Here is a 13,577-nt window from a genome sequence, read left to right on the forward strand (position 1 = left end):
CAACTTCATTTCGTGGCCGGTTGCTGCCAGACGGTGTGCATTTTCTCCGAAATGAGCGTCTGCTGCACTTCGGACCAATGCTTCTTGGAGTCGGTGACCTTGGTCGGGTTCTTCTCCATGCCTTCCGCCGCCCCAGGGTCATAGCTGAGGTACAGTTTGCCCTCGATGATCCGCCAGGCTTTCGGATCGATATTGGTGGTCACCGTCCCGAAAGACACGCCGTCGGCGCAATAGCCGCCATATTGCGGCGCATATTTGGACGGATCGCCCTTGAAGAGATCGCGGTTTTCCGCGCTGGTGAAATACCAGGTCGCGCCAAGCCAGTGATGGGAATATTTATCGGATCCTTCGACGGCTTGGTTTTCAGTGAAATAGGCGACCGGGTCATAACCCTTGATCGCGATATCACCGAAATAGCCGGTATTGACGAACTCTTCGGCCGCCATAACCTGAGTGAAGGGGGGCTGAAGAAAGGAGAGCAGCATGACCGTGGCGCCAACAGCCACGCCCATCCGCGTTCCGCATTTTTGCACATGGCCGTATTTTTGCACATGATAAGACATAACAAGCTCCGTTCCCGGACGCGGTCTGTTACTCCAGCGAAATGCTATTGCCGTTTGGTGCATTCCTTGTAGAGCGGTTCGCCCACAAGCTCTGCTTTCTGGCAAACAGCGCCCGCTTTCATGAGTAGTTCGGCCGTATCCCAATGCGCCCGCCACCCGGCTTGGGTGAGAGGCGTGTATCCGTTTCTTTCCGTCGCTTCGACATCCGCGCTCTTCGCCAGCAGAAAAGCCACTACCTCGGTATGGCCCTCCTCGGCGGCGCCGTGCAGCGGCGACATCTGATAGAAATTCTTCCTGTCGTTGACATCAGCTCCATCTGCGACAAGCAGTTTCACCACCTCCAGATTTCCAGCATAGGCTGCCGCGTGCAGTGCCATCAGCCCACCCTTGTTGCGAACTTCGATATCGGCGCCGCGATCCAGCAGAAGAGCGACGACATCGGCATGGCCAGCCAATGACGCGATAATCAGCGCCGGCTCGCCCGCCCCATCGAGCTCCGACAGATCGGAGCCTTGGTCCAGCAACTGTGTGACGCGGGCGATATCGCCATCCTTGGCCGCTTCGTGCAAAGGACCTGCCCATGATGGGGTGGCGCCAATGACAAGCGCAGCAACAGTCGCGATAAAAACATTCACGGGCACGATCTCGGTTTGATCAGGGTTCGTATGCGCCGTTTTGTTGCGTTCTAGCACGCGGCTCGTTCGTAAACAAGATTACGCTAATGGACGTGCTCCGGCCAACCCCACTCGCGCGCCGCGGCTGCGACCGGCGGTTTCGGGGAATACGGTCACACTTGTTACTCCCCCTGTTCGATTTCCGATGCGAAACTATCTCAGACCAATGCGCGATGAACCGGGCTTCCATGCCCGCGAAATCGCCCCAATGAGGAGATTGAAAGCCATGACTGCTTCAGCCGAGAATGGAAAAAGCGGACAAGCCATGCACAAGCCACCGGTCGTGTCGCCGCAGGCCTGGGAGGCGGCCCGCGAGCAGCTGCTCGTCAAGGAAAAGGCTGAGACCCGCGCCCGCGACGCGCTCGCCGCCGAGCGCCGACGCATGCCGTGGATGGCTGTCGAGAAGGACTATGCGTTCGAAGGTCCTCAGGGCAAGGTCAGCCTGCTCGACCTGTTCGACAACAGACACCAGCTCATCCTCTACCGCGCCTTCTACGAGCCCGGCGTGTTCGGTTGGCCCGAGCATGCCTGCCGCGGCTGCTCGATGGTGGCCGATCAGGTCGCCCATGTCGCCCATCTCAACGCCCGCGACACGACGCTGGTCTTCGCCTCGCGTGCGCCGCAGGCCGACATTGCACGGCTGAAGGCGCGGATGGGGTGGACGATGCCGTGGGTCACGATCACCGACAGCTTCGACAAGGACTTCGGCGTCGACGAGTGGCACGGCACCAACGTGTTCTACCGCGACGGCGAGCGCATCTTCCGGACCTATTTCATCAACAACCGCGGCGACGAGCAGATGGGCGGTACCTGGAACTATCTCGACATCACGCCGCTCGGCCGCCAGGAGGTCTGGGAGGATTCGCCCGAGGGCTATCCCCAGACTCCGACCTACAAATGGTGGAACTGGCACGACAGCTACGTGCCGGACGCCGAGCCCGACAAGAAATGGGTCGAGGTGTCAGATGCCGGCGAGGCGGCGTTCAGGGCCGAGAGCGCGAATGCGAAACCGTAAGCGAAGTAGCTTCCGGTGCATCCCGAAGTCGGAGGACAACCTGAGGTGGCGTACGATCTGCCGTAGCACGAAGATCCACTATGAGGAGTTGTCGGGAATTTCAGGAACTGGCGTTGACAGCCAGTTCCTGAACTCATCCGTACGGCCCTTGTAACCAAACCTACGGTTACTACCCCTTTATCAGTCGGGAAGATCCAAAACGTCATGAACGTTCGTGATCGAGTAAGCGACCGGTTTGCCGCTCCTGACCTTCACAAGGACGTCTACAACGAAACCCTTTTTATAGACGTTTTCGTCAGCATCGCGGATTTCATGTTTGATGCGGGCTTCAGCCACTTCAGATCCGTACATAATCGAGAGGCTCTTGTCGGATAGCTCTTCAATTTTGACTCGCTCGCCGGATGATTTTCCAACGTCCGCGTCATTAATGTCCGACCGGGTAAATATCATAAGCACCCTCTCGTGAGCATGATGGTCGGGTTTGGCGAGCGCTTTCTTACGATCCTCGATATTTTGTAAGGCGGTCCGAGCCTGAGATGCGTTGAATATGAACGAGGCTCGAATTTCTTTCTTTCCATCCTCAAAGTAGGCTGCTTTCAGAGTATGTGATGCTGCAGGGTCACTCGCGATGGCCTTGGCGGTGTCTGCCCAATCTTTCAATTCTGATGATGATTCAAGCTGGCCTTTGGCATAGCCGCCGGTCAAAATAGCCTTGAATCTCTCGCCCCACCTCCGCACAAAATCCTCAAGGAGCATGATCTGGTCGATGTGAGCGATGACGATAGGAGCGATCGCCTTCACGCCCGTGAATATATCGGCCTCAATACTACCGTGACGGACTTCTTTGACATACATTTTAGGATCGCTGTGCGCGCCAGGATACTCCGTCTCTACGAAGCGATCGAACTCGTTTGCCAGTGAAGTGAAAGCTCCGATGAAATCTCCAAGTTCAACCGGCTCGTCGGTATCCAGCGTCAGTGTAAGTAATGCTCTTTGTTCCCTCATAAATTGAGCATATGACTTTTCAAACATTTGTCCATTACCCCGCATTTCGCGGCAAATACCGAGGTAGCTGCCCCACAAAACTGTAAGTGTGTTCCTGTTATGTTCTAATGCAGGGCGGCGGTTTTGTCCACGATTATCCAATACCAGATGCACAGGGTTAGCGCTGTCTCCTGGGTGAAAGCAGTCAATGAGGCGAGACCAGAAGTCCCATTTTGCGAAATCGCAGATGTCGGGACGTATGCTATTGTCGCATCATCAGCATTCATGTCGCTTGCACTTTCTGCGCGCAAAATCTGCTGAAGCATCTCCTTACTGTCATGGAACCATGCTAGGTTTTGCCGATTTTCAGGGGAGGCGGGCATGGATACGGGTTTTCGTGTGACCGGCAGGAATGCCGCGTCACTCTTTGCGCTGACCATCCATCGCGGCGATGGCATGGTGCTGCTCGGTATGGACTGGAAGGACGGTCGGCCGCCGGTCGATTTCGTCGGCTTTGCCATCCAGTATCGCGAGCCGGGCACGGACTTCTTCAAGAACGTGCGCAATCGCATCGGCTTTCCCGGGCAGCCGGTTCCCGATGACGGCATCCGCACCACCGAGGCGCCGATCCAGAAATTCCGCTGGGTGCATTTTCCCTTCAATGCCGATCTGCCCGGCAAGTTCGCCTATCGCGTCACGCCCATGTTCATGGATGCAGCAGGCGCGCTGAGGAAAGGCGAGGCCCAGGAAGCCGAGCTGGCGCTGATGCGCGAAACCATTCCCGGCAAGCTGAACGTCGCCTTTACCCGCGGCTTCGTCTCGTCCCAAGCTTTCGTGCGCAACTTCTCCGCCGGCGGGCCGATCATCACGCTGGTGCCGCCCGTTGGCGATGAGGGGCTGGAGTTCCTGCCAACCCATGCCGATGCCGAGCGGGCGCTCGCCTGGATGGGGTTCGAGGCGCGGGCCGAAACGCTCTCGCTGCTCGACAAGGCGCGCGAGGCTGGCGCCGAGGTCCGCGTCATCGCCTATGATCTCAACCTCCCCGAGGTTGTCGAGCGGCTGGAAGCGCTTGGGCCGAAACTCAGGATCATCATCGACGACAGCGCGCGCACCGACGGCCACGGCCGGCCGGATTCGCCCGAAACCAAGGCTGCGCAACGCCTGATCGCCTCCGCCGGTGCCGCAAACGTCAAGCGCCAGCATATGGCAAACCTGCAGCACCAGAAGTCGATCGCGGTGCGCGGCGGCGGCATCGAGACCGTGCTCTATGGCTCGACCAATCTCAGCTGGCGTGGCCTCTATGTGCAATCGAATAACAGCCTCGCCGTCCATGGCACCAAGGCGCTCGACGACTATTTAGCCGCCTTCGAGAGCTATTTTACCGCAAGGCGCGCCGCCGATTTCCGCGGCTCGGCAAGCTCGGCCGGCTGGATCGACCTTGGCCTCGATGGCATCGATGCCAAGGTCGCCTTCTCGCCGCACAGCGAGGAGAATGGCCTGCTGGACGAGATCGGCGCCGACATCGATACCGCCCAATCCAGCGTGTTTTTTTCGCTCGCCTTCCTCGGCCAGATGACCAAGGGCGCGATCGGCCCGGCGCTCGGCCGCGCCCTCGAGCGCCCAGCGGTGCACGTCATGGGTATTGCCGATGCGGAGGTCAGGGCGGGCAATTTGGGCCTCACCGTGCTGACCCCGGACAAGCGCCGGCGGGTGGTCCGCTCGGCAGCGCTCACCGGCAACGTGCCGCCGCCGTTTCTGACCGAGCCCTCGGGACTGTCAGGTGTCGACGGCAACCAGCGCGGCACGAGGATGCACCACAAATTCCTCGTGATCGACTTCGACAAACCGACGGCGCGGGTCTATCTCGGCTCCTACAATTTCTCGATCCCCGCCGATGACGAGAACGGCGAAAATCTGGTCGTCATCCACGACCGGACGGTGGCGACCAGCTACATGATCGAGGCGCTCAGGATGTACGACCACTACGTCTTCCGCGTCGCCTCCGGAGGGGGAGAGGGTGCCGCCCGCCCGCTGGAACTTAAACGCCCGCCCCAGCCCGGCGGCAAGCCCTGGTTCGAGCGCGACTGGACCGACCCCATCCGCGCCCGCGACCGGGAGCTGTTTGCGCGGGCGGAGTGATGCTGCCCGCGCCCTAAACCTGCGCCATTCCGCTCGACCGGAACCGCCGGTTCTCAGCATACTCATCTCAAAGTGGAAACTTCGGGGGGCGGTTGCGTTGTACCCGTTGCCGGCAGCCCGCCTGCCAGTCGGGTTTTGATGAGGAGGCTTATTCATGAAGGTCATGATCGTTGAAGATGAGAATTTTATCGCTCTGGAACTCGAACGCATTGCCCAGGAAGCAGGACACCAGACCATCGGGCCGGTTTCGACGGTGGAGCAGGCTCTCGCCCACGCCCATAGAAGCGATGTCGCGCTCGTCGATCTCAGTCTCTCCGATGGGCTGAGCGGCGCCCAGCTCGCGCGCCGGCTGATCGACCGCCATGGGGTTGACGTCATCTTCGTGACCGGCAGTCCCGAGAATGTTGGTCACGGTATCGAAGGCGCGCTCGATGTGATCTCCAAGCCCTTCACCCATGAGAGGATTGCCAGTGCGCTCTCGCGGGCGGAGGAGCGACGTAAAAACTTCGACAGCAAGGCTGCGTTCTGAACAGCAGCGAGACTGCGTTGTGAACAGCAGCAAGCTCGGTTGTGATAGAAGGAGATCGACGTCATTCAGGCTGCTGGGCTTTGCAGAGGAGATAGTCCGGATGAAACACGCGCTCATTGCCGTTCTCCTCACCCTCACGGCCTGCGCCAGCGCAGGGGACCCGCAGCCTCTTCCGAGCAGCCTCACCTATGGCGGAAAGGTCGTTCACTCGCCCTATCGTCCGGGGACGGTGGTCAAGAATACCTTTCTTGGCGACTTCGGCTACCGCGTGTTCGAGTCCTATGTCGTTCAGCCGGATGGGACGCTCAAGCTCACGTCCCAGAGCACGGGACCGGACTTCCTCTGGCAGTGAAAGAGGCTCCGGCTCCTGTTCAGATCACGTGCGCTTGAACTTTGCGGCCTCTTCGGAGCCGCCCGTCGCATTGCCGGCGCTGTAGGAATGCGCGCCGGTGCCGGCGAGCTTGCCGCCGTCGACGATCAGATACTCGTCGCGGATCGGCCGCTGCTCGAAGAAGCATTCGAGAATCTCGCGCGTGCCAGCGGCATAGCGGGTCTGGGCCGAGAGCGATGTGCCCGAGATATGCGGCGTCATGCCGTGATGTGGCATGGTGCGCCACGGGTGGTCGGCAGGGGCCGGCTGCGGGAACCAGACGTCGCCGGCATAGCCGGCAAGCTGGCCGCTTTCGAGCGCACGCGCAATCGAGTCGCGGTCGCAGAGCTTGCCGCGGGCGGTGTTGACGAGATAGGCGCCGCGCTTGAAGTGCTTCAGGGTCTCGTCGTTGATCATATGCTCCGTTTCGGGGTGGAGCGGGCAATTCAACGTCACGACATCGCAGACCTCGTACATTTCCTCACGCGTCGCATGCCAGGTGAGGCCCAGCTCCTTCTCCACCGTATCAGGCAGGCGATGGCGGTCGGTGTAGTGAAGGTGCACGTCGAAAGGCTTCAGGCGCTTCAGGACGGCAAGACCGATGCGGCCGGCGGCGACCGTGCCGACATGCATGCCTTCGACGTCATAGGATCGCGTGGCGCAATCGGCGATGTTCCAGCCGCCTTTCACCACCCACTGGTAGGAGGGGATGTAGTTGCGGACGAGGCCGAGGATCATCATGACGACGTGCTCGGACACGCTGATCGAATTGCAGTAGGTGACTTCGGCGACGGTGATGCCGCGGTCGATCGCCGCCTGCAGGTCGACGTGGTCAGAGCCGATGCCGGCGGTCAGCGCCAGCTTGAGCTTCGGCGCCTTGGCGATGCGTTCGGCGGTGAGATAGGCCGGCCAGAAAGGCTGCGAGATCACCACGTCGGCGTCGACGAGTTCGCGCTCGAAGGCCGAATTCGGGCCGTCCTTGTCCGAGGTGACCACCAGAGTGTGGCCGTTCGCCTCGAGATATTTGCGAAGGCCGAGTTCGCCCGACACGCTTCCGAGCAGAGTGCCGGGCTGGAAGTCGACGGCCTTCGGCGTCGGCAAGGTCTGACCACCAGGATATTGATCAATCCTTGGCAGGTCGTCACGGGCGTAGGATTTGGGATAGCCGTCGATCGGGTCGTCGTAGAGTACGCACAATACTTTGGCCATGGTCGGTTCCTCTGTTCAGGCAGCCGGAAACACGCCGGAATGCGCTCTTCTCGCATCGCCATTCCATTGTTGCGTTCTGGCAGCGGGTCTCGTCGAATGGGTTCGCGAGCGCGCCGCTGGTGTTTCCTCGAGGCTGCATCCCGTTTTGCCGGGATATCGTTCAACAGCGGGATGATTTCATGCCAGGGGGCGGAGGGCAAATCAAAGCTTTGGAACGATTGATAGGTATCATCTATCAAGCCGCTTTCAGGCGAGAGCGAAAATCGGTGTCGAAGTCGGCATCGCGCAGAGCGCTGACCAACGCCTTCGTCATTGGCGATTGTGGTGACCGGTCCGTCATGACGAGCCCGACCGCCTGCGTCCTGTGCGGGTTCGCCAGTTCCACGGAAACGAGATCGGAGCCCCGATCAAGCTCTTCGTGAACGATCGATGGGAAGCAGGCTGCAACCCCTGGGGAAACCGGATCGGGTGCCGCAGCGCCGGCGCCTACATTGATACGATCACGAAGTCATCGCTGCCGCCGATTCCCACGGCGCTCAGCCGTCTGGCTGCCAGTTCGATGAAGGCCTTGACCAGGGGCGACAGGTGCTGGCTGCTGGGATAGACGACATGCAGGCCGCCGGCAGGCGTGGTGTAACCGTCGAGCACGCGGCATAGCCGCCCGTCCTTGATGCAGGCTTCGCCGATGCCATAGGGCAGTTGGGCGATGCCGTAACCGGCGATTGCGGCGGCCATGACCGCCTGCATTTCATTGGCGGCGAAGCGTCCCGAGACCGAGACCGTTTCCTGGCCGTGCGGGCCTTGGAGCAGCCATTGCGCATGGGCGGATTGGCCGGCGATGACGCAGTCGTGGAGGGTGAGATCATCAGGGCCATCGGGCGCGCCGCAGCGGGCGAGATATTCGGGGCTGGCGCAGAGAATTCGATGCGTCGAGCCGAGCTTGCGGGCGATCAGCGTCGAATCCTCCAGCACGCCGGTGCGGAAGGCGAGGTCTATGCCGTTCTCGACGAGGTTCAGCCTGTCATCGGTCAGGCGCAGCTCGACCTTCGACTTCGGGTAGGTCGCCAGGAAATCGAAGATCGCGTCCTGGAGGAAATGGCCGCCGAAGCCGACGGGCGCCGATATGCGGATCGTGCCTGATGGTTCGGCCCTCGCTTCGGCGAGGCGCAGGTTGGCGTCTTCGATGGTGCGCAGCGCCTGGCTGCTTTCTTCGTAATAGAGACGCCCTGAAGCCGTCAGGTTGAGGCTACGGGTCGTACGCTGCAGCAGCCGCACACCGAGTTCGCGCTCGAGCGCGGCGATACGGCGGCTGACCGTCGTCTTCGGCATGCCGAGCAGGCGGGCGGCGGCGGTGAAGCTGCCGGCCTCGATGACGCGGGCGAAGATCATGATATCGTTGAGGTCGAGCATTGTATCCTGTGGTGGTACGATGTTTCTCAATTATAGGCCATTATGGTTCAATGCGGCAGGCCCTAACTTTGCTCCATCGGTCACAACAAGGAGCAGACAGATGAGCAACATACGAAGCGTTCTGGTCACCGGCGCCACCGGCCAGCAAGGCGGCGCGGTCGTGCGCGCCCTGATCGCGCGGGGACACCGCGTCAAGGCGATCTCACGCAAGCCTGATAGTGACGGCGCCAAGCGGCTGGCCGCGGCAGGGGTCGAAGTCGTCGCCGGCGATCTTAATGACGGCGCTTCCGTGGCGAAGGCCGCAAGCGGCGTCGACACGATGTTCCTGATGGGCAACAGCTATGAGGCCGGAACGGAAGCAGAAACCCGCCAGGGTATTATCGCCGCCGATGCGGCGAAGGCCGCCGGCATCGGCCACCTGATCTATTCTTCCGTCGGCGATGCCGACAAGAAGACCGGCATTCCGCATTTCGACAGCAAGTATCTCGTCGAGAAGCATGTCGCCGGCCTCGGAATTCCCTATACGATCAGCGCGCCCGTCGCCTTCATGGAAAACACCGTGGCGCCATGGGCGATCGACGGGCTGCGCCAGGGCCTCTATGCCGCGGCCTTGCCACCCGCCCGCGTACTGCAGCAGATCACTATCGAGGATATCGGGGCTTTCGTCGCAGTGTTGGCCGAGCGGCGCGAGCAGGTGTTCGGCAAGCGCTTCGACATTGCCGGCGACGAATTGTCGGGCGAAGAGCAGGCGAAGATCCTGTCCGAAGCGCTTGGCCGTCCGATCCGCTACCAGGAGCTGCCGATCGCGGCGATACGGCAGCAGAGCGAGGATACGGCGCTGATGTTCGAATGGTTCAACCGCACCGGCTACGACGCCGATATTTCAGCCCTGCGCCGGGATTTTGCTGAGGTTGGCTGGCATCGTTATGCGGATTGGGCGAAGGGGTTTGATTGGAGTGTGCTCGACAAGGCGGCTGGGTGAGTTTGACGTGACACCGATGATGCCACCGGTGTCACCGGCTGGAGATATATGAAGGGAAGCGGATCGGCTCGATCCGCCTCCCGGACGCTGCGAACGAAGCATCGTGCTCAGGCACGCGCCATCGGCGCCGCTGCCTGCAGCGCCGCCTCGACATTGGCGGGCAGCCTGAAGCGGCGACGATATTCGCCGGGCGTCAGGCCTGCCAGCTTGCGAAACAGGCGGCGGAAGGAGGCGAGGTCGGAATAGCCGACTTCGAGCGCGATCTCCTCGACTGGCCTGTCCTCCATCTCCAGCATCTGCTTGGCTTCCTCGACACGGAGCCACTGGACATATTCGAGCGGCGAATAGCCCGTCGCCTTCCTGAAGCGGCGGTCGAAGGACCGCTTCGGTAGGCCGGAGAGCCGGAGCAGCTCGGAGACGATATCGGCCGACTGATAGTGCAGCGGGGCATATTCCTGGCACTTCCCCACCACGGCGTCGCCGTGATCTGCATTGGCGATCATCGAGGCGTAGGGCAGCTGGCCGTCGCGATGCCACTGATAGAGGAAGATCTTCGATATGCGGATCGCTTCCGCTGTTCCGGCATGCCGGGCGATGAGGAAGAGCGTCAGGTCCTGCCAGGATGATGCACCGCCGGCGCAGACGATGGAATGCCCGGCGCCGGCCTGCACCAGGATACGCTCTTCCCGGAGCTCGACATTGGGAAACTGGCTGCGAAACAGAGGCACATACATCCAGTGCGTGGTTGCCTGCTGCCCCTCCAGCAGCCCTGCCTCGGCGAGCACGATCGATCCGCCGCAAGCCGCCAGCAGCCGCGCGCCGCGCCGATGCATCTCGACAATCCAGTTCAGGAGCCTACGGTCGAGTGCCCTGATAGTTTCCGGCGTGTCGACGAGGACGTTCGGAACAAGGACGTAATCGGTTTCCTCGATGTCGTCGATCGTTTCCTGCGGCATGATCGTCACGCCTGTTATCAGCTTCAGCGGGCCAGGCTCGGCGGCGACCAGGCGCGGCGCGAACATCACTTCGCTCGTCGGCTCGTTCGAGCTGCTCTTCCAGTTGGCCCCGGCGATCCAGAGCGTGTCGAAGATGCCGTACATGATTGAGGGGTCGCATTCCGGAAACGCGACGATGCTGACCCGCAAGGGACGCTTGGCGTTGGCGGAATGTGGCTCTATCGGCTTCATAGCGGCCATCCTGCCTCTGCTGCATACCATTAGCAACACGTAAAAGGCGCTTCGAAACGGGCGGCATGTCGCTGCCCGATGGAGAGGGTATCGCATCAATGGAACTGAATATCGAGAAACTGCAGACGCTGCTCGGCGTCATGGTCAATGAGCTCGGGGCGGCGCAGAATTCCCCCCTTGTCATCATCGGCGAGGAGCTGGGTCTTTATCGCAAGATGGCGGAGAGGGGAGCGATCTCATCGATCGAGCTTGCTGAGGCCACCGACACAAAAGAGCGCTACGTCAGGGAATGGCTCGCCGCCCAGGCAGCATCGGGATTTGTCGACTATGACGCGGCGACCGGCAGGTTCACGCTTTCGCCGGAACAGGCGGCGGTCTTTGCCGTCGAGGACAGCCCGGTCAACATGATCGGCGGCTTTGTCGCCCTCGACGCCATCTATGCCGATCGCGCCAAGCTCACCCATGCCTTCCGCCATGGCGGCGGCGTTTCGTGGACGGACCGGTGCAACTGCATGTTCTGCGGCACCGACCGCTTCTTCCGGCCGGGTTACAAGGCCAATCTCGTCGACGGCTGGCTTCCTTCGCTGGAAGGTGTCGTCGAGAAGCTGGAGCGCGGCGCGCGGGTTGCCGATATCGGCTGCGGCTTCGGCTCGTCGACCCTGCTGATGGCCAAGGCCTTCCCGAAGTCGGAATTCACCGGCATCGACTTCCATGCCGCGTCGATCGAGCATGCGAGCGGCCACGCAAAGGGCATGAGCAATGTCCGGTTCGAAACCGCCCGCGCGCAGGATTTCGAAGGCTCGGGCTTCGACCTCGTCACCATCTTCGATGCCCTGCACGACATGGGCGACCCGGTCGGCGCCGTCAGCCATATCGCCCAGGCTCTGAAGCCGGAGGGCACGCTGATGCTGGTCGAGCCGATGGCGGGCGACAGCCTGGCCGACAACCTCAACCCCGTCGGCCGCGTCTTCTATGCCGCCTCGGCCAACACCTGCGTCCCGGCCTCGCTCGGCCAGGAAGTGGGAGCCGCCCTCGGCGCGCAGGCCGGACAGGCAAAGCTGACCGAGGTGCTCAAGGCCGGCGGCTTCTCGAAGGTGCGGCGCGCGACCGGGACGGCGTTCAACATGGTGCTGGAGGCTCGGCTCTGATGTCTGCGCGGAGGTAGTTTAATATGCGGGTGGCCGATGGCCACCCGCTGCCGACCGCACGCTCACGCCTGTACGGTCGGGCGGACGACGATGTCGCTGAAGCGCTACTGGTCGGATGCTAGGGTGGGCTGAGAACGGCGGTTCAACTTGCGACGGCTGCCGCGTAACCCTATTGTTCGACGGCAGACCAGCGTCCTTGAAGGGGGAGACTTCGATGCCGTCGAGTTTCAATGTCGAAAGTGCGGATGGTTATGAACGGCTGATGGGGCGCTGGAGCAAGAGGCTGGCGCCGATGCTCATCGATTTCGCCGGTCTGGCGGATGGGGATCGCGTGCTCGATGTCGGCTGCGGCACCGGCAGCCTGGCGTTCACGCTGGCGGAAACGCCGGGTCTGCAGGAGATCGTCGCCGTCGACTATTCGCCCGTCTTCGTCGAGGCGGCGACGCGGCGCAATACCGACCCGCGCGTATCCATCCAGCAGGCCGATGCCTGCGCGCTGCCGTTCGAGGACGGCCGCTTCGACAGGGCGATGTCGCTGCTGGTGCTGCATTTCGTGCCGGAGGCGGGAAAGGCGGTGTCGGAGATGGCTCGTGTCGTGCGCCCGGGCGGCGTGGTCGCGGCCGCCGTCTGGGATCATTATGGCGGCATGTCCGGCATGCGGATGATGTGGGACACGGTGGCGATGCTCGATGAGAACGCGCTGCCGTTACGCCGCAAATATTGCTTCCAGCCGATGATGCGGCCGGGGGAGATGAAGCAGAGCTTTGTCGGTCAGGGTCTTGTCGACGTCGAGGAGACGTCGCTGCTGATCCGGATGGAATACGGCTCCTTCGAGGACTATTGGGAGCCGATTGCCGCCGGCGAGGGACCGCTCGGCAAGTATGTGGCAGGGCTGGACCCGGCGAAGCGAAAAGCGGTCGATGCCGCCGTCAGGGCCGCTTACGAGGCTGGCGATCCGGATGGGCCGCGGTCGTTCGCGTCGGTGGCGTGGGCGTGCCGGGGCCGGGCGGCGGACTGATTAGCGGGAGCGCCACCTCCTCTAAAGGGAGAATCGTGCTGCTCCCTCTTCTCCCCAGCGGGGAGAAGGTGGCCCAAAGGGTCGGATGAGGGGGCCGCACGGCACACCCTTGCTTGCCTTCGCTTACGCTCCGTGCATTCGCGGCTTTGCCACTCACCCCCTCATCGCCTCGCTATCGCTCCGGCACTTCTCCCCGTTGGGGAGAAGAGGCAGGCAGTGGCCCGCATGCGTCAACGTGAAAGGCAGGGTGCTGGAAAGTGCCATGCCTTCAATGGTGGCGCTGAGGTGCGTGCCGATCACGCCAATCGTGATGGAACACGGGCAGCATTGCTGACGTTATTGCCCGCTG

General features: G+C 61.8%; 13 protein-coding genes. 7 read left to right on the forward strand and 6 right to left on the reverse strand.

Going from position 1 to position 13,577, the window contains the following annotated elements:
* Positions 1-5 precede the first annotated feature (5 nt).
* Both B5P46_RS20005 and B5P46_RS20010 read right to left on the reverse strand, forming a co-directional pair.
* Positions 6-512, reverse strand: coding sequence for a YHS domain-containing (seleno)protein (locus tag B5P46_RS20005; protein WP_129420230.1), 507 nt, complete (start codon positions 510-512; stop codon positions 6-8).
* Positions 513-607: 95 nt separating this feature from the next.
* Entirely contained in the window at positions 608-1,255 is a 648-nt protein-coding gene (locus B5P46_RS20010; protein ID WP_129420231.1) for an ankyrin repeat domain-containing protein, read from the reverse strand.
* A gap of 208 nt (positions 1,256-1,463) precedes the next feature.
* Here B5P46_RS20010 and B5P46_RS20015 point away from each other — a divergent pair, with 208 nt between their 5' ends.
* Positions 1,464-2,252 carry a DUF899 domain-containing protein gene (locus tag B5P46_RS20015; protein WP_129420232.1) on the forward strand — a complete coding sequence of 263 codons (789 nt, stop codon included), beginning with the start codon at positions 1,464-1,466 and terminating at the stop codon, positions 2,250-2,252.
* 180 nt (positions 2,253-2,432) lie between these two features.
* Here the strand turns inward: B5P46_RS20015 and B5P46_RS20020 are convergent, their stop codons facing one another.
* Positions 2,433-3,410, reverse strand: a complete 978-nt coding sequence (locus B5P46_RS20020) for a hypothetical protein (protein ID WP_245456201.1) — start codon at positions 3,408-3,410, stop codon at positions 2,433-2,435.
* Between the two features lie 207 nt (positions 3,411-3,617).
* On the opposite strand from B5P46_RS20020, the gene B5P46_RS20025 reads away from it, so the two are divergent.
* The 3 genes from B5P46_RS20025 to B5P46_RS20035 all read left to right on the forward strand — a co-directional run bounded on the left by B5P46_RS20025 (position 3,618) and on the right by B5P46_RS20035 (position 6,256).
* Positions 3,618-5,375: a phospholipase D-like domain-containing protein gene (locus B5P46_RS20025; RefSeq protein WP_129420233.1), complete on the forward strand. Its 1,758-nt coding sequence runs from the start codon at positions 3,618-3,620 to the stop codon at positions 5,373-5,375.
* A gap of 154 nt (positions 5,376-5,529) precedes the next feature.
* Positions 5,530-5,904 (forward strand): response regulator, encoded by a 375-nt coding sequence (locus B5P46_RS20030; RefSeq protein WP_129420234.1) that lies wholly within the window; start codon positions 5,530-5,532, stop codon positions 5,902-5,904.
* A gap of 100 nt (positions 5,905-6,004) precedes the next feature.
* Positions 6,005-6,256 (forward strand): hypothetical protein, encoded by a 252-nt coding sequence (locus B5P46_RS20035; RefSeq protein ID WP_129420235.1) that lies wholly within the window; start codon positions 6,005-6,007, stop codon positions 6,254-6,256.
* Positions 6,257-6,280: 24 nt separating this feature from the next.
* On the opposite strand, the gene B5P46_RS20040 is transcribed toward B5P46_RS20035, so the two are convergent.
* Positions 6,281-7,483, reverse strand: coding sequence for an NAD-dependent formate dehydrogenase (locus tag B5P46_RS20040; RefSeq protein WP_129420236.1), 1,203 nt, complete (start codon positions 7,481-7,483; stop codon positions 6,281-6,283).
* Positions 7,484-7,969: 486 nt separating this feature from the next.
* Entirely contained in the window at positions 7,970-8,893 is a 924-nt protein-coding gene (locus B5P46_RS20045; protein WP_129420237.1) for a LysR family transcriptional regulator, read from the reverse strand.
* 100 nt (positions 8,894-8,993) lie between these two features.
* On the opposite strand from B5P46_RS20045, the gene B5P46_RS20050 reads away from it, so the two are divergent.
* Positions 8,994-9,875, forward strand: a complete 882-nt coding sequence (locus B5P46_RS20050) for an NmrA/HSCARG family protein (protein ID WP_129420238.1) — start codon at positions 8,994-8,996, stop codon at positions 9,873-9,875.
* A gap of 107 nt (positions 9,876-9,982) precedes the next feature.
* On the opposite strand, the gene B5P46_RS20055 is transcribed toward B5P46_RS20050, so the two are convergent.
* The gene (locus tag B5P46_RS20055; RefSeq protein WP_129420239.1) at positions 9,983-11,062 is read right to left on the reverse strand and encodes a GlxA family transcriptional regulator; all 1,080 of its coding nucleotides are present in this window, start codon (positions 11,060-11,062) and stop codon (positions 9,983-9,985) included.
* Between the two features lie 98 nt (positions 11,063-11,160).
* Between B5P46_RS20055 and B5P46_RS20060 the strand changes: the two genes are divergently transcribed.
* Entirely contained in the window at positions 11,161-12,210 is a 1,050-nt protein-coding gene (locus B5P46_RS20060; protein WP_129420240.1) for a class I SAM-dependent methyltransferase, read from the forward strand.
* Between the two features lie 214 nt (positions 12,211-12,424).
* Positions 12,425-13,228, forward strand: coding sequence for a class I SAM-dependent methyltransferase (locus B5P46_RS20065; protein WP_129420241.1), 804 nt, complete (start codon positions 12,425-12,427; stop codon positions 13,226-13,228).
* Positions 13,229-13,577: the final 349 nt, after the last annotated feature.

The sequence above is a fragment of the Rhizobium leguminosarum genome (assembly GCF_004123835.1).
GTDB classification, from domain to species: domain Bacteria; phylum Pseudomonadota; class Alphaproteobacteria; order Rhizobiales; family Rhizobiaceae; genus Rhizobium; species Rhizobium leguminosarum_M.

Bases quoted from the DNA above. Each gene is read 5' to 3' on its own strand.
- B5P46_RS20005 (WP_129420230.1), bottom strand. From the start codon at position 512: ATGGGCGTGGCTGTTGGCGCCACGGTCATGCTGCTCTCCTTTCTTCAG.
- B5P46_RS20015 (WP_129420232.1), top strand. From the start codon at position 1,464: ATGACTGCTTCAGCCGAGAATGGAAAAAGCGGACAAGCCATGCACAAG.
- B5P46_RS20025 (WP_129420233.1), top strand. From the start codon at position 3,618: ATGGATACGGGTTTTCGTGTGACCGGCAGGAATGCCGCGTCACTCTTT.
- B5P46_RS20030 (WP_129420234.1), top strand. From the start codon at position 5,530: ATGAAGGTCATGATCGTTGAAGATGAGAATTTTATCGCTCTGGAACTC.
- B5P46_RS20035 (WP_129420235.1), top strand. From the start codon at position 6,005: ATGAAACACGCGCTCATTGCCGTTCTCCTCACCCTCACGGCCTGCGCC.
- B5P46_RS20040 (WP_129420236.1), bottom strand. From the start codon at position 7,483: ATGGCCAAAGTATTGTGCGTACTCTACGACGACCCGATCGACGGCTAT.
- B5P46_RS20045 (WP_129420237.1), bottom strand. From the start codon at position 8,893: ATGCTCGACCTCAACGATATCATGATCTTCGCCCGCGTCATCGAGGCC.
- B5P46_RS20050 (WP_129420238.1), top strand. From the start codon at position 8,994: ATGAGCAACATACGAAGCGTTCTGGTCACCGGCGCCACCGGCCAGCAA.
- B5P46_RS20055 (WP_129420239.1), bottom strand. From the start codon at position 11,062: ATGAAGCCGATAGAGCCACATTCCGCCAACGCCAAGCGTCCCTTGCGG.
- B5P46_RS20060 (WP_129420240.1), top strand. From the start codon at position 11,161: ATGGAACTGAATATCGAGAAACTGCAGACGCTGCTCGGCGTCATGGTC.
- B5P46_RS20065 (WP_129420241.1), top strand. From the start codon at position 12,425: ATGCCGTCGAGTTTCAATGTCGAAAGTGCGGATGGTTATGAACGGCTG.